This is a genomic window from Parapedobacter sp. (assembly GCF_053550995.1).
This window is the reverse complement of the sequence record NZ_JBMQOC010000013.1, coordinates 64,725-83,266: the sequence shown is the minus strand read 5'-3', so window position 1 is coordinate 83,266 and position 18,542 is coordinate 64,725. Positions and strand designations below refer to the sequence as shown.

Sequence of the window (18,542 nt, the reverse complement as noted above, 5' to 3'; positions counted from 1 at the left end):
GATTAAACACTTAATAGAGTAAAAATGATGAAAAAAGCAATGATATGGGGTATATCCCTTGCTTTTGTGGTTACGGGAGTGCAAGCGCAAAGCTTGGACGATGCGAAGAAGGCAATCGATGCGGAGCAGTTCGCCAAAGCCAAGCAAATGCTGGAGACGCTTGTGAAGAACAAGCCGAAAGACGGTGAAAATTACTTTTATTTAGGGCTCGTTTACATAGAGAACGATCACCTTGATTCTGCGCAAGCCATCTTTGAACAGGGCAAACTTGCCGATAAGAAAGATCGACTGAATACGGTCGGGGAAGGTATCGTTGAATTGTATAAAGGCAACGAGAGCGCAGCGACGGCTAAATTTGCAGCCGCCACCGAAAAGTTGCGGAAACGGGATTATTTAGAGCTGTACCATATTGGTAGGGCTTACATCGATGCGCCCGAACCCAACTACCAAAAAGCGGTGGAATATCTGGATAAAGCGAAAGCGAAGAATGCGGAAGATCCGATGATTCCGCTGGCGCTCGGCGACGCATATTTCGGGCTGGAAAGTGCCAGCCCCGCTTATGTGAACTACCGGGACGCTTCACTGCTGGATAACTCACTAACGCGTGCCAAAGTGCAGTTGCAGGTAATCACCCGTTTATCCCATGCTTGGCAAGAGGCGATAGATGGCCTGAAAAAGATTGCCGAAGAGGTGCCCGACTATGCTCCGACGTACCGTGAGCTGGCCGAGACCTACCACGCATGGGCCAATACGGCAACAGCCATTGAGGACTACAACGCGCGTAACCAGGAAGCTGTGAAGTTCTACAAACAATACATGGATAAAACCGACTATACGGTGGATTCGCGGATTCGCTATGCCGACTTCTTGGTGTATGTGAAAGATTATGAAGAGTTGCAAGAGCAAGCGGCGGAATTGGCCCAGTTGGAGGATGTAAATCCGAAAGTATTGCGCTATCTGGGTTATTCAGCTTACGAAAACCAGCAATTCCAGGAAAGCAAGGATGCATTGGATAAGTTGTTTACACGGATGGAAGCAGACCGTATCATCCCGCGTGACTACCTGCACTTAGGTCTCGCCGATATCAAGTTGGCCACCCAAAGCAATCCAACAGACGAAGCCCTGTTCAGCGAGGGGATTGGTCAGTTGAAGAAAGCGGTAGCTGCCGATTCATCCATCGCCGATGATCTGAACGATGTGGGTAAGGAGCTTTTCGCGGACAAGAAGTTCGCTGATGCTTCGCAGGTGTTTGAAATTGCAGCTTCTACACCGGCATCACGAAACTTTATCTACGATAATTTCTACTTGGGGTATTCTTCTTACTTTGCGGTTGCCACCAAGCCGGTGGCCCAACGTGGCCCCGAAGAAACAGCGCTGTTGCATAAGGCCGATACAGCATTCGGGGTTGTCATAGAAAAAGCACCAACCACCCAAGATGCATACTTATACCGTGCAAATGTCAACAACCTATTGGATGACAACGAGAATCCGAAAGGGCTGGCGGAACCTTACTTCTTGAAGTATATCGAAATGGTAAAAGAGAAAGGTGACGCGGAAATCCAGAAGAATAAAAGTAAACTGGTTGATGCTTATAGCACAATCGCAGTGGTCAGCGTGAAACGTGGCGAGTATCAAAAGGGAAGGGAATTGATCGGTGAGATTCTGAAACTCGATCCCGAGAATGCTTGGGCTAAGCAAACACTGCAATATTTGGAACAAGAAACCGCTACACCCGCGGATACGACCGGAGGACAGGAATAATAGCGAGGTAATTTTTGAATAGCTCAATAAAGCGCTAATTTCCGAATTAGCGCTTTATTTTTTAGTTTTGTCCCATCTTAATTGCAAATACAATGGAATCGGAATTGCTGAGTACCCCACAGGACTATTTGCCCATATTAATCCAACTGATCGTAGCGGCGGGATTTGGCGTGGGAACAATCGTAATCACACACCTAATCGGGCCTAAAGTAAGAACGGAGAATAAATTAGGTGCGTTTGAATCTGGGGTCGAAGTAGTTGGAAATGCCCGCCAACCATTTTCCATCAAGTATTTTATCGTGGCTATCCTATTTGTCATCTTTGATATTGAGGTTATCTTCATGTACCCCTGGGCAGTTAACTTCCGCGAATTTGGCTTGTCGGGGTTGATTGAGATGTTCGTGTTTATGGCGTTATTGCTGCTTGGTTTCATCTATATCATCAAGCGGAAAGCATTGGAGTGGGACTGAGCTACACGTTGTTAGAACGTTTCTAAATAATATAATTAGCCCCATAAGCACCTATATATATTGTAGTTTTGTAACTCGTCTATACTATAATATAGGGGAGTTTTTTTTGAGGTTAGACCGGAGTAGCATGAGTGATATTAAATTGGCGCCAGCGCCGCCTGGCGTAGAAGGGTCGGGCTTTTTTGCGACGACGCTAGATAAGGCTATTGGGTTGGCTAGGGCCAATTCGTTGTGGCCGCTTCCGTTTGCCACATCGTGCTGTGGGATTGAGTTCATGGCGACCATGGGCGCCACGTATGATTTGGCCCGATTTGGGGCAGAGCGGCCAAGTTTTTCGCCGCGGCAGGCCGATATGCTGCTGGTTATGGGCACCATCGCCAAGAAAATGGCGCCGGTGCTTCGACAAGTATATATTCAGATGGCCGAACCCCGTTGGGTGATAGCAGTAGGTGCATGTGCGTCGAGTGGGGGCATTTTCGATACCTATTCGGTATTACAGGGTATTGACGAGGTGATTCCGGTGGATGTATATGTGCCGGGGTGCCCGCCAAGGCCCGAAGCCATCCTCGATGGCGTGATGCGGCTGCAGGAAATCGTAAAGAATGAATCATTGGGTAGACGCAATTCGCCCGAATATAAGGCTTTACTTGAAAAGTACGGGATACAGACCAATGGCTAAACTTGATAATAACGCCGTATTGCAGCGCCTACAAGGGCGGTTTGCTGAAAATGCTTTCCGTAATGTATCGGAGCCTTTTGGGCTACTTACCGTAGAAACCGACACGACCCAAATACTGGATGTCTTGGAGTTTCTGAAAAACGACGAGGAGTTGCAGTTCGGTTATCTGACGGACATCACGGCGGTGCATTATCCCGAGCTAGATAAGGAATTCGCCGTGGTCTACCATGTACACAGCCTAATCAACAACGTGCGCATCCGCATCAAGGTGTTTTTGGAAGGGGGCTATCCCGCGATCCCTACTGCCACGGTTTTATGGGAGGGGGCCAATTGGATGGAGCGCGAGACCTATGATTTCTTCGGTATCCAGTTCGTCGGGCATCCTGATTTGCGCCGCATTTTGAATGTAGATGATATGGAGGTATTTCCTATGCGGAAAGAATATCCGCTCGAAGACCCCAATAAGATAGACAAGAAAGATTATTTCTTCGGAAGATAAGATATGATGAGCGATTCGGTTTCCAAAGTAACGGGCAACAAACCTGTTTTTAGCGACAACGACCCGCAGGACGAGTTGTTTACACTCAATCTCGGACCTACGCACCCCGCAACACACGGGGTGTTCCAGAATGTCCTCCAAGTCGACGGAGAACGTATCGTCAGTGGCGTATCAACCATTGGATACATCCACCGTGCATTCGAGAAAATCGCTGAACATCGCCCTTATTACCAAATCACACCGCTTACGGACCGTCTGAACTATTGCTCCTCACCTATTAATAATATGGGTTGGCACATGACGGTAGAAAAGCTCCTCGAGATCGAAATACCTAAAAGGGTGCAGTATATGCGCGTGATTATCATGGAGCTTGCACGCATCACCGACCATATTATATGCAACGGTATTCTTGGCGTAGATACCGGTGCATTTTCCGGCTTCCTCTACGTATTGCAGGAGCGTGAGTTTATTTACGAGATCTACGAAGAGATCTGTGGGGCACGGCTCACGACCAATATCGGCAGGATTGGGGGCTTCGAGCGCAACTTTAACCAAACGGCCTTTGATAAAATCCGCGAGTTCCTGAAACGGTTCCCGCCCGTATTGAAAGAATTTGAAGAACTCTTTAACCGTAACCGGATTTTCATCGACCGTACCGCCGATGTAGCGGCAGTGGATGCCAAAACGGCATTGGGCTACAGTTGGAGTGGGCCGATACTGCGTGCTACGGGTGTCGACTACGATGTTCGGGTAAACGAACCCTATTCGTCCTACGATGAATTTGAATTTGATATCCCCGTCGGCACGAAAGGCGATGTTTACGATCGCTTCATGGTGCGTAATAACGAAATGTGGGAGAGCCTCAAGATCATCGAACAGGCATTGGATAAGATTGAAAGGGAGCCGAAGGGAATTTTCCACGCGGATGTGCCGGCTTTTTACCTTCCGCCAAAAGAACAGGTGTATAATAATATGGAAGCCCTCATTTACCATTTCAAAATCGTGATGGGCGAAATTGATGCGCCGAAGAATGAGGTCTACCATTGTGTGGAAGGGGCAAACGGTGAATTGGGCTTTTACCTGATCAGCGATGGCGGTAGGTCGCCCTATCGGCTTCACTTCCGCAGGCCATCATTCATCAACTATCAGATGTATGCACCGATGAGTAGCGGGATGCTGCTTTCCGATGCTATCATCAACATGAGTAGCTTAAACGTCATAGCAGGAGAATTAGATGCTTAGTGTGAAACATAATGAACCCGTGGAGTTCACGGAAGGAATGCTGGGCAAGTTTGCCGAGATCGTGGCGCGCTATCCCGAAGGGCGCCAGAAGTCGGCTTTGCTGCCGATTATGCACGAGGTTCAAGCGGTATACGGCTGGCTGAGTGTCCCCGCGATGGACAGCGTGGCAGCCTACCTCAAGCTGGAACCCATAGAGGTATATGAGGTAGCCACCTTTTATACTATGTTTTTCCTGCGGCCGCAAGGCAAGTATGTGCTGGAAGTATGCCGTACGGGGCCCTGTTGTCTTGTGGGTGCGGAGCGCATCATGGCACATATCGAGCAGCGATTGGGCGTAAAAGAGGGAGAAGTGACTGCTGACGGATTGTTCAGTTGGCGGGGGGTGGAATGTATGGCCGCCTGTGGCTACGGGCCGGTCCTGCAGATCGGGCCGGAGTATACCTTTCATGAAAACCTTACGGAAGAGAAAGTAGACCAACTGATAAAAAAACTGAAGAATAAAGCTGAAGGGCGAGAGCTGAAGGCTGAAAGCTGATAATTATGGCTCGTAAATTATTGTTGACACATATCGATGTTCCGGACATCCAGACCTATGAGGTGTACCGCCAGAAAGGAGGCTACCGGGCTGTGGAGAAGGCATTGAAGACACTCACCCCTGACGAAGTGGTTGAAGAGGTGAAGACGTCCGGTTTACGCGGCCGGGGTGGGGCCGGTTTCCCTACGGGGATGAAATGGAGCTTCCTGGCTAAGCCCGAAGGCGTGCCGCGTTACCTGGTATGCAATGCGGATGAGTCAGAACCGGGTACATTCAAAGACCGTTACCTGATGACGCATATTCCCCACGCATTGATCGAGGGTATGATTGTGTCGAGTTACGCCTTGGGTGCCCATATGTCATACATCTATGTGCGCGGCGAGATGATGCCGCAGATACGTATCCTTGAAAGGGCGATTGCCGAAGCGAAAAATGCAGGATTTCTCGGTAAGAATATTCTGGGTACCGGCTATGACCTCGAATTGTATGTGCAGCCCGGTGGGGGGGCTTACATCTGCGGTGAGGAAACCGCACTGCTGGAATCATTGGAGGGTAAACGGGGCAATCCCAGGATCAAGCCGCCGTTCCCTGCGGTGTCGGGGCTCTACAATTGCCCCACGGTCGTGAACAATGTTGAGTCTATTGCGGCCACCGTGCCCATCATCAACGATGGCGGTGAAGAATATGCAAAAATCGGGGTGGGACGGAGTACAGGCACCAAGCTGATTTCCGCCGGTGGCAACCTGAATAGACCCGGTGTTTACGAAATCGAATTGGGCGTGCCCGTCGAAGAATTTATCTATTCCGATGAATATTGTGGAGGCATTGCCAATGGCAAGCGCCTGAAGGCCGTAGTAGCCGGTGGTTCTTCCGTACCCATTCTTCCGGCCAACCTGATCGTGAAAACACTTACCGGCGAGCCCCGCCTGATGACATATGAGTCACTTGCCGATGGTGGCTTCCAAAGCGGTACGATGCTAGGATCCGGCGGTTTCATTGCGTTTGATGAAGATCAATGCATCGTGCGGAACACATGGAATTTCACCCGTTTTTACCACCACGAAAGCTGTGGGCAATGTTCGCCCTGCCGTGAAGGTACCGGATGGATGGAAAAAGTCCTGCACAAGCTCGAGCACGGCCATGGTTCTTCCAGCGATATCGATCTGTTGGTGAATGTGGCAAAGAATATCGAAGGTAATACAATATGCCCGCTGGGTGATGCGGCTGCATGGCCCGTAGGTAGTGCCATCCGACACTTCAGGGATGAATTTGAGTGGCATGTGGCCCATGGGCAAGAAGCACAGACCCGTAATTTTGGATTGGCACACTATGCCGACCCGTTGGAACCCGTGGTCTGAAGCGAAGAGGTTTGAAAGACGGAGTTAACAAGGCTGGAGGCTGGGAGCTGAAAGCGAATAGCTGAAAAGAATGGCTGAAGACGTTAAATTCAAGGTGAGCATTGATGGCATCCCGGTAGAGGTAGCCCCGGGGACAACTATATTGAACGCGGCCCGAGCAATCGGTGGCGATATTGTGCCACCGGCCATGTGCTACTATTCCAAGCTGGAAGGTAGCGGCGGCAAATGTCGCACCTGTCTGGTGAAGGTAAGCAAGGGATCGGAAAAGGACCCGCGACCCATGCCAAAATTGGTCGCTTCATGCCGCACCACGGTGATGGATGGGATGGAGGTGCAAAACATTACCTCTCCTGAAGTCCAGGAAGCCCGGAGGGGCGTGGTGGAAATGCTTCTCATCAACCACCCCCTTGATTGCCCGATATGCGATCAAGCCGGTGAATGCCACCTGCAGGACCTGGGTTACGAACATGGCTTGGCGGGCACTCGCTATGAGTTTGAGCGGCGCACATTCGATAAAATCGACATCGGCGATAAAATACAGCTGCATATGACACGTTGTATCCTTTGCTATCGGTGCGTGATGGTGGCAGACCAACTCACGCCGCAGCGCGTGCACGGCGTGCTGGGGCGCGGCGATGCCGCCGAAATCTCTACCTACATCACCAAGGCGGTAGACAATGAGTTTTCCGGTAATATGATTGACGTATGCCCAGTTGGCGCGCTCACTGACAAAACTTTCCGGTTCAAAAACCGGGTGTGGTTCACCAAACCGGTTGAAGCCCACCGCGATTGCCCTACATGCAGTGGCAAAGTGACGTTATGGTACAAAGGCGAGGAGGTACTCCGGGTGACGGCGAGAAAAGATACCTATGGCGAAGCCGAAGAATTTATCTGCAATACATGTCGCTTTGATAAGAAAGCGACTGCGGATTGGGTAATCGAGGGGCCGCGCACGGTGAAGCGTACGTCTGTGATCTCAGCAAACCATTACGAACAATTGAATCCGCCACCTGTGGTCAAGAAGAATTTGGCCTTGCAGGAGGCAAATAAGGAACAGTTCGAACGGGCGGAGCGGTTATTGCCATAGGGCTAAATGGACGATTTGAAGATGAGCCCTTTCGGGGTTTGAAATAATTGGAAGTACGATATATGGAATTGGCGTTTGTCATTGAAAAAGTAATATTAGTGAGTCTGATTTTCGTGATCACGTTAGTGATTGCGATGTATTCCACTTTGGCCGAGCGCAAGGTGGCCGGTTTTATGCAAGACCGCTTTGGACCGGACCGGGCCGGACCTTTCGGTATCCTCCAGCCGCTGTGCGATGGTGGTAAGTTCTTCTTCAAGGAGGAAATCATTCCAGCCGGTGCACACAAATCGTTATTTATCCTCGGGCCTACTATTGCCATCATTACCGCTTGTATAGGTAGCGCAGTCATTCCGTGGGGGCAAACGCTCACCATCGGCGAGCGGGTAATCGAGCTGCAGGTAACCGATGTCAATATCGGCGTATTATATATGTTTGGCGTGGTCGCACTCAGTGTGTATGGCATCATGCTCGGGGGCTGGGCTTCCAACAATAAATTTTCGTTGATGGGCGCCGTGCGCGCAGCGTCGCAAAGCATCAGCTATGAATTGGCCATGGGGCTTTCCCTAATTGCCTTGCTGATGGTTACCCAATCGCTTTCGTTGAAAGAAATCGTTGAGCAGCAATCGGGGTTCGTCAATTGGAACATTTGGGTACAACCGCTAGGGTTCCTTATTTTCCTCATCTGTGCATTCGCCGAATGTAACCGTGTACCATTCGATTTGCCCGAGTGTGAGACCGAACTGATTGGTGGCTACAACGTTGAGTATTCGTCGATGAAACTCGGTCTTTATATGTTTGCCGAGTATATCCACATGTTTGTGTCCTCGGCGCTGATGGCCACGCTTTATTTCGGGGGATATAATTTCCCCTTCATGGATACGCTCGGCCTCTCCCAAAACTGGATTACCATCATCGGCGTCGTGGTATTTTTTGCCAAAATATTCGCTTTCATCTTTTTCTTTATGTGGATCCGGTGGACACTCCCCCGCTTCCGTTATGATCAGTTGATGAATTTAGGATGGAAAGTGTTGATACCATTGGCTATTGCCAATATCGTATTGACAGGGGTGATTACCATTATCAATGATACATTTTTTTAACGAAATTTGGGCGGGGAAAACGATATGCAATCTTTAAGCAATAGAAAAAAGGTATTGGAGCAAAAGCCCATGAACTTCTGGGAGCGTATTTACCTTCCGGCGATCTTCAAGGGACTGGGCATTACCATCAAGCATTTTTTCAAGCCGATTCCCACCGTGAAGTATCCGGAGGAAGAGCGGCCATATTCAAAGAATTTCCGTGGGCAGTACTCGCTGAAGCGCGATGAGGAAGGTAGAGAACGGTGTACCGCTTGTGGACTGTGTGCACTATCGTGCCCGGCCGAAGCCATCTCGATGATTTCCGCCGAGCGGCAAAAAGGAGAGGAACACCTCTATCGGGAAGAAAAGTATGCTGCCGTGTACGAAATCAACATGCTTCGCTGCATATTCTGTGGTCTCTGTGAGGAAGCATGCCCTAAGGAAGCCATTTATCTGGATGGCCCCCATGTAACGGCCGACTATCTCCGCAAAGATTTTATTTATGGCAAAGACAAATTGGTAGAGCCCCGGTTTGACTATAAGGAAAAACATGAACCCACGGCCTAGTCCGCTGATAAACCTTACAAAAGCAGCATGAGCGTTTTTTATTTTGTGGCCTTTTTGTCTATCTTCTTCGCACTGATGACCATCTTCACGAAGAATCCGGTGCATAGCGTGCTTTACCTCGTTATTACATTTTTTACCTTTACGGTGCACTACATCCTCCTGAATGCGCAATTTCTCGCCGTGGTCAATTTCATTGTCTATATGGGAGCGATCATGGTGTTGTTCCTTTTCGTTTTGATGTTGCTCAACCTCAATAAAGATACCGAGCCCCTCAAGTCCAATTTAGTGAAATTCATGGGGGTCATTGCGGGCATGTGCCTGTTAATAACGCTGGCCGCATCATTCCGCTTATTGGAAATATCCGATCCCGTGGTGTTGAAAAATCCCGATATCGGTTTGGTGTCCAATCTAGGGAAGGTATTGTTCAGCGATTTCCTGCTGCCTTTTGAGATATCCTCGATATTATTGTTGACCGCCATGGTGGGTGCGGTATTATTAGCCAAGAACGATCCAAAAAAAGCATAAATGGAAACCATTGTACAAAATATACAGGGTGTGCCGCTTAATCATTATATCCTGTTTTGTAGTGTTATTTTCGCTATTGGCGTCATGGGTGTGCTCATCCGGCGCAATGTCATCATCATCATGATGTCTATCGAATTGATGCTTAATTCGGTGAATCTATTGTTGACCGCATTTTCGGTACACAATGGCGATCCGGCGGGGCAAGTATTCGTATTTTTCATCATGGCACTGGCGGCGGCCGAGGTTGCAGTGGGTTTAGCTATCATCGTGATGGTATACCGGAATACCCGTTCGGTAGATATCAACGCGCTGAATCGCTTGAGGGGGTGATGTTGACGGGGCGATTTGCTGGTTTGGAGATGTATTGATGCAGGGATTTGCTGGTTTGAAGATTGACGATTTGAACGATTAACAAAAGATGATAGATTTAATTTGGTTGGTTCCGCTGTTGCCGCTGCTGGGTTTCCTAATCAACGGCATGGGTAGGAATGTATTGCCTAAGTCGTTGGTAGGGCTATGGGGTTGTGGTGTGGTGCTGGCGTCTTTCCTGTTGAGCTGTGGCGTATTCGCCGAAGTATACTCGGCCCGGCAGGCCGGCGAGGCAGCAGCATTTACACAGTCTGTTTTTGAGTGGATTACCGCTGGTAGCCTAAGCATTTCGCTTTCATTTCTCGTTGACCCATTGAGTGCCATCATGCTGCTCATTGTTACCGGCATTGGTTTTCTCATCCACGTCTATTCCATCGGGTATATGAAACACGATGCGGGGTTTGCGAAATTCTTCGCATTCCTAAACCTATTTGTCTTTTTTATGTTGCTGCTGGTCCTTGGGTCAAACTACGTGGTCATGTTCATCGGCTGGGAAGGGGTGGGCTTGTGCTCGTACCTGTTAATCGGCTTCTGGTTTAAGAATAAGGAATTTGCCAGCGCCGGAAAGAAAGCTTTTGTAATGAATCGCATCGGCGATTTGAGTTTCCTCATCGCCGTGTTCGTAATATTCAGCACTTTTGGCACACTGGAGTTTTCGGGTGTATTTTCCCAGGCTGCCGATATGGCCATGGGCGATGCGACGCTGCTACTGGTTACGTTGCTGTTGTTTGTTGCTGCTACCGGTAAATCGGCCCAGATTCCACTATTTACATGGTTGCCTGATGCCATGGCCGGCCCAACACCCGTGTCGGCGTTGATCCACGCCGCTACGATGGTCACAGCCGGCATTTACATGATTGCCCGCTCTAACATCCTGTTTACGCTTTCGCCGATTACCTTGCAGGTGGTAGCCGTTATCGGTATCTGCACGGCCTTGTTGGCCGCGGCCATTGCCATTACGCAAAATGATATCAAGAAGGTATTAGCCTATTCCACCGTATCGCAACTGGGTTATATGTTTTTGGGGTTGGGCGTTGGCGCATTCACAGGTGCGTTTTTCCACGTCATCACCCATGCTTTTTTCAAAGCGTTGTTGTTTTTGGGAGCCGGGTCCGTTATCCATGCTATGAGCGACGAACAGGATATGCGTAGCATGGGCGGCTTGAAAAAATACCTGCCTACTACGTATGTAACCATGTTGGTTGCCACGATAGCCATTGCGGGAATACCGCCGCTATCGGGCTTCTTTTCCAAAGACGAAATACTAGCCCATGCATTTGCCGAAAACAAACTGTTGTGGGTACTTGGGTTCGTTGGTGCACTATTCACGGCGTTCTACATGTTCCGGATGTTGTCGCTGACGTTCTTCGGCAAGTTCAGGGGTACGGCCGAACAGGCTAACCACTTGCACGAGTCGCCGGCCACCATGACCATCCCCTTGGTTATTCTGGCCGTGCTGTCGGCTGTGGGCGGTTTGCTGAATGTGCCTTCGGCATTGGGTGGGGGGCATGCATTGGGCGATTTCCTTTCTCCGGTATTTGCCGATTCTGCCAAAGTAACCGGAACCTTCCATTTAGAACACAGCACCGAATATGCTCTCATGGCCGTCTCGGCCGTTGGGGCCATTATCATGGCCGTATTGGCTTATCGGCAATATGCGGCGAAAGGCGTGGTGCCTGGGGCGGACGATGCACCCCGCGGGGCGCTGGCCAAACTCTCCTACTATAAATTTTATGTCGACGAACTATACGATGCAATTGTCGTGCGGCCGTTTAATGCACTATCGGTATTTTTTTACCGCATTATTGACCGTGCAGGTATCGATGGATTGGTTAACGGTTTGGGTAAGCGCGTGGGCGAGTCGGGTAATGGGATTCGGCTCCTGCAAACCGGCAATGTGGGTTCGTATATCTTTATGATGGTCATCGCCGTCTTGGCGCTCTTGGCCTATGGTTTTTTAAACGGTTAATCGAGACGAAGTTATATCGAGTACATGGACAATCTATTTATACTATTGTTAATTCCGGTCCTTGGAGCCGTAGCGCTCGCTTTTGTAACGCAGGCCCGCGCAGCCAAACAATTGGCATTGCTGGTGTCGTTGCTCTCATTGGCCGTCACAATCCCATTCCTGGTCAACTTCGCACCAGACGCCAGTATGCAGTTCGAGCAGCGGTTTGCGTGGATTCCGGCGCTGGGCATCCATTTCCATATCGGTATCGACGGGATTAGTTTACCCTTGGTGCTTCTTACCAACGGACTTATTCCCTTGATTATCCTTTCCGCATTTAGTTACGACTACAAGGGCGGTTTCTATGCATTGGTGTTGTTCATGCAGGCCGGATTGTTGCTCGTATTCACTGCACTGGACGCATTTGCCTTTTATGTGGGCTGGGAGGTTGCGCTCATTCCGATTTACTTTATCTGCGCCCTGTGGGGTGGGGAAAACCGCATACGGGTAAACATCAAGTTCTTCATTTATACCTTTTTCGGAAGCCTACTGATGCTGATTGCGATTATTTACCTGCACGTTCAGGTACCGTCGGGCGATTACGAGCTCAGCTCGTTTTATCAGTTGGCGATCGATGCAAGCACACAGCGATGGATTTTTTGGGCTTTCTTTATTGCCTTCGCCATCAAAATGCCGATTTTCCCCTTCCATACATGGCAACCGGATACGTATACCGAGGCACCTACGGCCGGCACGATGTTGCTGGCTGCGATTATGCTCAAAATGGGTGTATACGGCCTTGTCAGATGGTTGATACCCATCGCCCCATTGGGCGTGGCTGCCTACGGGCAGTTGGCTTTGGTGCTTTGTATCGTCGGTGTGGTATACGCCTCCATCATTGCGTTTAAGCAAGGCGATGCGAAGCGGCTGATTGCTTACTCATCCATAGCGCACGTAGGCCTCATCGGCGCGGGCGTTTTTGCATGGAATGTGCAGAGCCTGCAAGGCGCTATCATCCAGATGATCAATCACGGCATCAGTGTGTTGGGGCTATTCTTTGTTGTGGATGTCCTCATCCGCCGATTAGGCACGCGCGACCTATCCGCCATGGGCGGTATCGCGAAATCGGCACCAGTGTTAGCTATCCTGTTCCTGACGATTGTGATGGGAGCTATCGGCTTACCGGTCACCAATGGTTTTATTGGCGAATTCCTGCTATTGGCAGGCATATATCAATACGGTATTTGGTACGCGGTATTCGGTGGACTCACCATCATCCTTGCTGCTGTATACTTATTGCGCATGTACCAAAAGGTGATGCTGGGCGAAGTAAATGTACAAACAAGTGATTTTTCCGATGTAAGGGGAACGGAATGGGTGGTTTTGGCCGTAGTGGTGGTATTGGTTATCGGCATCGGCGTATACCCGAAGCCATTGCTGGATATCTCCGAGGCGGCTGTTACGGAGTTGATCGATAAGGTCAGTTTGGTTAGATAAAATGGAAAGGATGTATCTTCCGGAAACAATTTGCGGAAGGGACTAAGATAATAAACGAAACATGAGTGCAATCATTACGCTGTCTTTGTTAGCCATATTGGTGCTGTATCTAGGGTTGTTTAAAGCTCATAAAGCACTCCTGCCGATATCCCTGCTCGGCCTTGTAGGTACAGTAGTGTGCTACGGCATGCAATGGGATGCGACCGCAGAACCGTTGTATAGCGGCATGGTGTTGTTTGATCATTATGCGGTGGCTTTTTCAGTGGTATGTGTGGTGTTGACGGCCTTGGTGTTGCTGTTATCCAAGAATTATTTCGACAAATCGAGTCCCCATGTGGCCGAATATTATGCGCTTATCCTGTTCTCGCTGACGGGGGCGGTGCTTGTGGTATCGTTCCATAACCTGGCGATGTTGTTTATCGGTATTGAGATCATGTCGGTTGCGTTGTATATCCTGGCAGGCATCCGTAAGAAGGATTTCGCTTCCAACGAAGCGGCATTGAAATACTTCCTGATGGGAGCGTTTTCCACGGGATTTTTACTGTTCGGCATTGCGCTGCTATACGGCGCCAGCGGCTCGTTTGACTTGGCGGCAATCAAAGACTACGTGGTTTCCAACCCCCACGAGATATCTCCGTTGTTTTATGCCGGCATTTTGTTACTGATCGTTGGACTGGCATTTAAGGTAGGCGCGGCGCCATTCCACTTTTGGACACCTGATGTGTATGACGGTGCGCCGATATTGGTCACTATATTTATGGCTACGGTGGTCAAAACTGCCGCCTTTGCAGGTTTCCTACGCTTGTTCTATTTCTGCTTCGTGCCGTTGCAGGATTTCTGGATGCCGGTACTCTTGGTGATGACCATCATTACGCTATTCGTCGGGAACATTACAGCCATTGCGCAACAGAGCGTGAAGCGCATGCTAGCTTATTCGAGTATTTCCCATGCGGGGTATTTGCTTTTTGCCATCGTTGCCATTGGTGCAACGTCGGCCGAATCGGTACTCTTCTATGCTGCCGCCTATTCGCTATCCACCATTATCGCATTCGGAGCACTTGTGTTGGTAAAACAGGCAACGGGGAGCGAACATTTTGAAGCGTTCAACGGCTTGGCCAAAAAGAACCCTTATCTAGCATTGGCCATCACCATCGCCATGCTGTCATTGGCTGGTATACCACTTACCGCAGGATTCGTGGGGAAATTCATGATGTTCTCGGGCGTACTGGCCGATTATCAGGTGCTGTTGGTCATACTCGCGGCCATTAACGCAGCCATGGGCATCTTCTACTATTTCCGGGTTATCGTGGCCATGTATTTCAAGCCGATAGATCGCCATGCTGTTGCGGTTAGCGGCCCGTACCGCGTCGTATTTTTCCTCGCAGCAATCATCACGCTATTGTTAGGCATTTATCCGGCCTGGCTTACCGGTCTGATATAAAGTGTTCACGCAAAGTTCACGAAGGCGCTTCGCTTTTGATGCGCCCCACTGCCCCGCACATGCACCCGCATCGAGATAGTTAGCGCAGAGGACGCAGAGATGCATACTTTCCGCACTTTGCGTGACAAGACTTTGCGTTCTTTGCGTGAAAAAAGAAAAGTTGCCGCACACCTGCGTGTAAAACCACCGAAGACGATTTCTATTACTTTGATTTATCGGGGAAACTAGGGATTGGCGGAACGCCTGTTTCACCGCCTTCAGCTAGCTTCTCCAGCAGTACACTGATGCCGCGCGCCAGCTGCGTATCGTTGCCCCGATACTCCTGATAAGGGTCGTTGACCACCTCGATATCCGGGTGAACGCCCTCCCCTTCGATAATGAACGACGAACCATCCGCAGCGAAATGTGCAAACTCGGGCTTACGCATATCCCCGCCGTCGATAAACGGCAGAGAGCCGCTGATACCGACTACGCCACCCCACGTGCGTTGACCAATGAGCGGTCCGATACCATAATACTTGAACTGCCACGGGAACAGGTCACCATCGGAGGCCGAATACTGGTCGATGAGGCATACCTTCGGCCCTACATGTGCATCGGGTTTGATAGAGGCGGTTTTACTGTTGCGCCGCATGGTACCCAGTCCCGGTTTACGGAGCAGCCGCTCGATGATCATTGGCGATACATTGCCGCCACCATTACCCCGATCATCTATGATGAGGGCTTCCTTGTCCAACTGCGGGTAGAAATAACGAGCAAACTGATTGAGGCCTTCTGGTCCCATGTCTGGGATATGTACGTAACCAATCCGACCATCGCTCGCTGCGGCAACCTTCGCAATATTCTGCTGTACCCATTCGTGGTAATAAAGTGCAGACTCATCGCTGATCGGTTTCACCAATACCTTGCGCGCGCCATGATCAGACGGCGTCCCATTGATTTCAATCTCCACCAATTGGCCAGCCTTACCGATGAGCATTTGATAGATATTATCCACTTCTTTCATTGAGGTGCCGTTGATGGCAATGATATAATCACCCCCTTTCGTATTTACCCCCGGTGCGCGAAGTGGTGATACTAATTCCTTGTTCCAGCTCTGGCCCGAAAGTATGCTGTCAATGCGGTAGTAGCCGCTCGCATCACGGCTTAGTGTGGCGCCTAATAGTCCCATCTGGATCCGATCTACGTCGGGCCGATCGCCGCTATTCACATAGGCATGGCCAATATTTAATTCAGCAATCAGTTCACCGATGAGGTAGGTAAGGTCATCACGGTGGTTTACATAGGGCAACAATGGCGCATATTTGTCATGCATCGCTTCCCAATCTACGCCATGCATATTGGGATCGTAGAAATAATCCCGCATTTGGCGCCGGCTCTCCTCGTAGATTTGTTTCCACTCCGCTTTTAGGTTTACGGTCACTTTCATGCCATCCAGATCTACTTTGTTAGCGGGTGTTATTTTTGATTTACCTAGGTTTTCAATGAAAAAACCCTCGCCGTTTCGGATCAGAATTTTTTTCCGGTCGGTGGTTACACTATAATTCCCGAAACTGCCGATGTCGGTTTCCTTTCTGTCTTTAAGGTCGAAGAACTTGAACCCGCTATCCCCATTCGTATGGCTGGAATAATAAAGTCCGTCGTTGGTAGCGATGAGGCGGTAATAGGAACCCGGCGTCACGGGGAGGCTCTCGATGCGGTCGGCTAATCCTTCTTCGTCTACCTTTACGGTAGTATCGTTTTCGGAAGGTGACTTCTCTTTTTCATCGTCCTTTTCTTTATCGCTGTTTCCATCATTGTCATTGACCGATACCTCGTCGCTTTTTTCCGCAAAAGGCGACTTGTCGGTTGCGGTCAGCCGTACGAAATATGGCCGGCTCATGTCGTTGTATACGTGGTTCCATTCGGTGCTACTATACGTTGGACTAAAATCGCGTTGCGATACGAAATATAGCAGTTTGCCGTCCGGGCTGAATTCGGGTTGACCACTATTATACCAAGTATCGGTTACTGGGATGGTCTTCTTGTTATCGAGGTTGAAGAGCTCGATGACTGTAAATTCACGGGCCCGGCCGGGGAGGGTGTATGCTATCCATTTGCTATCCGGCGCGAACGTGTATGATCCAACAGTGCCCTCGTTGGCGTGGACGACCAGGGTACTGTTTCCCGAAGATACTTCCACGGCGTACAGGTTCTGCCCCCGGTCGCCATAGAGAAGGTACTTGCTGTTCGGGCTCCAAATAGGGGTAAACTTATAAGGTCCTCCGCCCTTGGTAAGTTGTTTGGCAGGGGCTGTCCCGTCCTGCCGCTGAACGTATAGCTCGTCTTCACCGGTGCGGTCTGAAATGAAACTTACCCACCGGCCATCGGGGCTCCACCCCACGTTTCGGTCGTGTGCCCCACTGCTTTGCGTCAGGTTGCGGGTTACGCCGGTGGTGGCCGGCACGGTGAACACATCGCCCCGTGCCCCAAACACAATCCGTTTGCCGTCGGGCGAAAGGTCGGCACTGTATACAAATTTGGACGCATCCACCCGTTTGGAACGACCTGATGCGAAATCCTCTGCAATATTAATATGCAATTGTTCGGTTGTGCCCGTGAGCAAGTTGTGGAGGTAGATATAGCCGCCGTTTTCAAAGACAATAGCATCCCCTCCCAACGAGGGGAATTTCACGTCGTAATCGGTGAAGTTCGTCACTTTCGTGGTTTGTTTGGTCTGCGTGTCGTAGACAAACAGGTTGGCGGTACGGTCACGGTCGCTCACGAAATAAATGTTGTTTTTATAATACATTGGGAAGACATCCTGCGCGGGATGGTCAGTCAGGTTTTCGGTTGCACCCGTCGTGGGGTCAACCAACCAGATATCGTCGGCCATTCCTCCCCGGTAATATTTCCACGTCCGGAACTCGCGGAATACGCGGTTCATCGCCAACTTGGTCCCATCGGCATTGTACGATGCCCAAGAGGCAACCGAAAACGGGAGTTCCCGACTCAGGTCTCCGCTGATTGGCGCGAGATACAGTTTGCCCTTGAATGCGTTGAACGATGTGCCGCGGCCTCGGTAGATCACGTGTTGGTCGTCTGGGGTCCAGCCCATGACAATGTTGTTGGGCCCCATTCTGTCAGCCACATCATCCCGGCCGAGGGTAGCTGTGTAGGTGATACGTTTGGGCTCACCGCCCGTTGCCGGGATGACAAATACTTCGGTATTGCCATCGTATTGGCCGGTGAATGCAATATGTTTACCATCGTGGCTGAAACGGGCGAATAGCTCATAGCCCGGATGGCTGGTGATGCGGCGGGCCATGCCCCCTTGGGTCGAAGCGGTGTAGAGGTCGCCTGCGTAAGTAAATACCACTTGGCTGCCGTGCACGGCGGGAAAGCGGAGCAGGCGTACTTCTTCCTGCGCGGCAGTGACCAAAATACTGCACAATAAGGCAAGGAGTAAACAGGTTTTCTTCATGAGATACGATTATGTATTGAAT

General features: G+C 50.1%; 16 protein-coding genes. 15 read left to right on the top strand and 1 reads right to left on the bottom strand.

Features of this window, described 5'->3' with window-relative positions; all coding sequences use genetic code 11:
• Window positions 1–24 precede the first annotated feature (24 nt).
• The 15 genes from ACO1NT_RS02140 (at window position 25) to ACO1NT_RS02070 (ending at window position 15,057) form a co-directional block, all read left to right on the top strand.
• Window positions 25–1,761: a tetratricopeptide repeat protein gene (locus ACO1NT_RS02140; protein ID WP_449046750.1), complete on the top strand. Its 1,737-nt coding sequence runs from the start codon at window positions 25–27 to the stop codon at window positions 1,759–1,761.
• A 92-nt stretch (window positions 1,762–1,853) separates the two neighbouring features.
• Window positions 1,854–2,231 carry an NADH-quinone oxidoreductase subunit A gene (locus tag ACO1NT_RS02135; RefSeq protein WP_449046749.1) on the top strand — a complete coding sequence of 126 codons (378 nt, stop codon included), beginning with the start codon at window positions 1,854–1,856 and terminating at the stop codon, window positions 2,229–2,231.
• Window positions 2,232–2,358: 127 nt separating this feature from the next.
• Complete coding sequence (locus tag ACO1NT_RS02130) at window positions 2,359–2,910, top strand: NADH-quinone oxidoreductase subunit B (RefSeq protein ID WP_449046748.1); 552 nt, start codon at window positions 2,359–2,361, stop codon at window positions 2,908–2,910.
• Window positions 2,903–3,409, top strand: a complete 507-nt coding sequence (locus tag ACO1NT_RS02125) for an NADH-quinone oxidoreductase subunit C (RefSeq protein ID WP_449046747.1) — start codon at window positions 2,903–2,905, stop codon at window positions 3,407–3,409. The genes ACO1NT_RS02130 and ACO1NT_RS02125 overlap by 8 nt, the downstream gene beginning before the upstream one ends.
• Before the next feature lie 6 nt (window positions 3,410–3,415).
• Window positions 3,416–4,651, top strand: a complete 1,236-nt coding sequence (locus ACO1NT_RS02120; RefSeq protein ID WP_449046769.1) for an NADH-quinone oxidoreductase subunit D — start codon at window positions 3,416–3,418, stop codon at window positions 4,649–4,651.
• Complete coding sequence (locus tag ACO1NT_RS02115; protein WP_449046746.1) at window positions 4,644–5,186, top strand: NADH-quinone oxidoreductase subunit NuoE family protein; 543 nt, start codon at window positions 4,644–4,646, stop codon at window positions 5,184–5,186. Before ACO1NT_RS02120 ends, ACO1NT_RS02115 begins: the two co-directional genes overlap by 8 nt.
• 5 nt (window positions 5,187–5,191) lie before the next feature.
• The gene (nuoF, locus tag ACO1NT_RS02110; RefSeq protein ID WP_449046745.1) at window positions 5,192–6,544 is read left to right on the top strand and encodes an NADH-quinone oxidoreductase subunit NuoF; all 1,353 of its coding nucleotides are present in this window, start codon (window positions 5,192–5,194) and stop codon (window positions 6,542–6,544) included.
• A 70-nt stretch (window positions 6,545–6,614) separates the two neighbouring features.
• Window positions 6,615–7,631 (top strand): 2Fe-2S iron-sulfur cluster-binding protein, encoded by a 1,017-nt coding sequence (locus ACO1NT_RS02105; RefSeq protein WP_449046744.1) that lies wholly within the window; start codon window positions 6,615–6,617, stop codon window positions 7,629–7,631.
• Window positions 7,632–7,693: 62 nt separating this feature from the next.
• Window positions 7,694–8,731, top strand: coding sequence for an NADH-quinone oxidoreductase subunit NuoH (nuoH, locus tag ACO1NT_RS02100; protein ID WP_449046743.1), 1,038 nt, complete (start codon window positions 7,694–7,696; stop codon window positions 8,729–8,731).
• Window positions 8,732–8,755: 24 nt separating this feature from the next.
• A complete protein-coding gene (locus ACO1NT_RS02095) occupies window positions 8,756–9,277 on the top strand; it encodes a NuoI/complex I 23 kDa subunit family protein (protein WP_449046742.1) in 522 nt (173 codons plus the stop codon).
• Window positions 9,278–9,304: 27 nt separating this feature from the next.
• Window positions 9,305–9,802 carry an NADH-quinone oxidoreductase subunit J family protein gene (locus ACO1NT_RS02090; protein ID WP_449046741.1) on the top strand — a complete coding sequence of 166 codons (498 nt, stop codon included), beginning with the start codon at window positions 9,305–9,307 and terminating at the stop codon, window positions 9,800–9,802.
• On the top strand, window positions 9,803–10,132 hold the full coding sequence (gene nuoK / locus ACO1NT_RS02085; RefSeq protein ID WP_449046740.1) for an NADH-quinone oxidoreductase subunit NuoK: 330 nt from the start codon (window positions 9,803–9,805) through the stop codon (window positions 10,130–10,132).
• Window positions 10,133–10,220: 88 nt separating this feature from the next.
• Window positions 10,221–12,140 (top strand): NADH-quinone oxidoreductase subunit L, encoded by a 1,920-nt coding sequence (nuoL, locus tag ACO1NT_RS02080; RefSeq protein ID WP_449046739.1) that lies wholly within the window; start codon window positions 10,221–10,223, stop codon window positions 12,138–12,140.
• Between the two features lie 24 nt (window positions 12,141–12,164).
• Window positions 12,165–13,616 (top strand): complex I subunit 4 family protein, encoded by a 1,452-nt coding sequence (locus ACO1NT_RS02075; RefSeq protein ID WP_449046738.1) that lies wholly within the window; start codon window positions 12,165–12,167, stop codon window positions 13,614–13,616.
• Between the two features lie 61 nt (window positions 13,617–13,677).
• Window positions 13,678–15,057 carry an NADH-quinone oxidoreductase subunit N gene (locus ACO1NT_RS02070; RefSeq protein WP_449046737.1) on the top strand — a complete coding sequence of 460 codons (1,380 nt, stop codon included), beginning with the start codon at window positions 13,678–13,680 and terminating at the stop codon, window positions 15,055–15,057.
• Between the two features lie 202 nt (window positions 15,058–15,259).
• Here ACO1NT_RS02070 and ACO1NT_RS02065 read toward each other — a convergent pair whose 3' ends face one another.
• The gene (locus ACO1NT_RS02065; RefSeq protein WP_449046736.1) at window positions 15,260–18,520 is read right to left on the bottom strand and encodes a S41 family peptidase; all 3,261 of its coding nucleotides are present in this window, start codon (window positions 18,518–18,520) and stop codon (window positions 15,260–15,262) included.
• Window positions 18,521–18,542: the final 22 nt, after the last annotated feature.

Bases quoted from the DNA above. Each gene is read 5' to 3' on its own strand.
- ACO1NT_RS02140 (WP_449046750.1), top strand. From the start codon at position 25: ATGATGAAAAAAGCAATGATATGGGGTATATCCCTTGCTTTTGTGGTT.
- ACO1NT_RS02135 (WP_449046749.1), top strand. From the start codon at position 1,854: ATGGAATCGGAATTGCTGAGTACCCCACAGGACTATTTGCCCATATTA.
- ACO1NT_RS02130 (WP_449046748.1), top strand. From the start codon at position 2,359: ATGAGTGATATTAAATTGGCGCCAGCGCCGCCTGGCGTAGAAGGGTCG.
- ACO1NT_RS02125 (WP_449046747.1), top strand. From the start codon at position 2,903: ATGGCTAAACTTGATAATAACGCCGTATTGCAGCGCCTACAAGGGCGG.
- ACO1NT_RS02120 (WP_449046769.1), top strand. From the start codon at position 3,416: ATGAGCGATTCGGTTTCCAAAGTAACGGGCAACAAACCTGTTTTTAGC.
- ACO1NT_RS02115 (WP_449046746.1), top strand. From the start codon at position 4,644: ATGCTTAGTGTGAAACATAATGAACCCGTGGAGTTCACGGAAGGAATG.
- nuoF (WP_449046745.1), top strand. From the start codon at position 5,192: ATGGCTCGTAAATTATTGTTGACACATATCGATGTTCCGGACATCCAG.
- ACO1NT_RS02105 (WP_449046744.1), top strand. From the start codon at position 6,615: ATGGCTGAAGACGTTAAATTCAAGGTGAGCATTGATGGCATCCCGGTA.
- nuoH (WP_449046743.1), top strand. From the start codon at position 7,694: ATGGAATTGGCGTTTGTCATTGAAAAAGTAATATTAGTGAGTCTGATT.
- ACO1NT_RS02095 (WP_449046742.1), top strand. From the start codon at position 8,756: ATGCAATCTTTAAGCAATAGAAAAAAGGTATTGGAGCAAAAGCCCATG.
- ACO1NT_RS02090 (WP_449046741.1), top strand. From the start codon at position 9,305: ATGAGCGTTTTTTATTTTGTGGCCTTTTTGTCTATCTTCTTCGCACTG.
- nuoK (WP_449046740.1), top strand. From the start codon at position 9,803: ATGGAAACCATTGTACAAAATATACAGGGTGTGCCGCTTAATCATTAT.
- nuoL (WP_449046739.1), top strand. From the start codon at position 10,221: ATGATAGATTTAATTTGGTTGGTTCCGCTGTTGCCGCTGCTGGGTTTC.
- ACO1NT_RS02075 (WP_449046738.1), top strand. From the start codon at position 12,165: ATGGACAATCTATTTATACTATTGTTAATTCCGGTCCTTGGAGCCGTA.
- ACO1NT_RS02070 (WP_449046737.1), top strand. From the start codon at position 13,678: ATGAGTGCAATCATTACGCTGTCTTTGTTAGCCATATTGGTGCTGTAT.
- ACO1NT_RS02065 (WP_449046736.1), bottom strand. From the start codon at position 18,520: ATGAAGAAAACCTGTTTACTCCTTGCCTTATTGTGCAGTATTTTGGTC.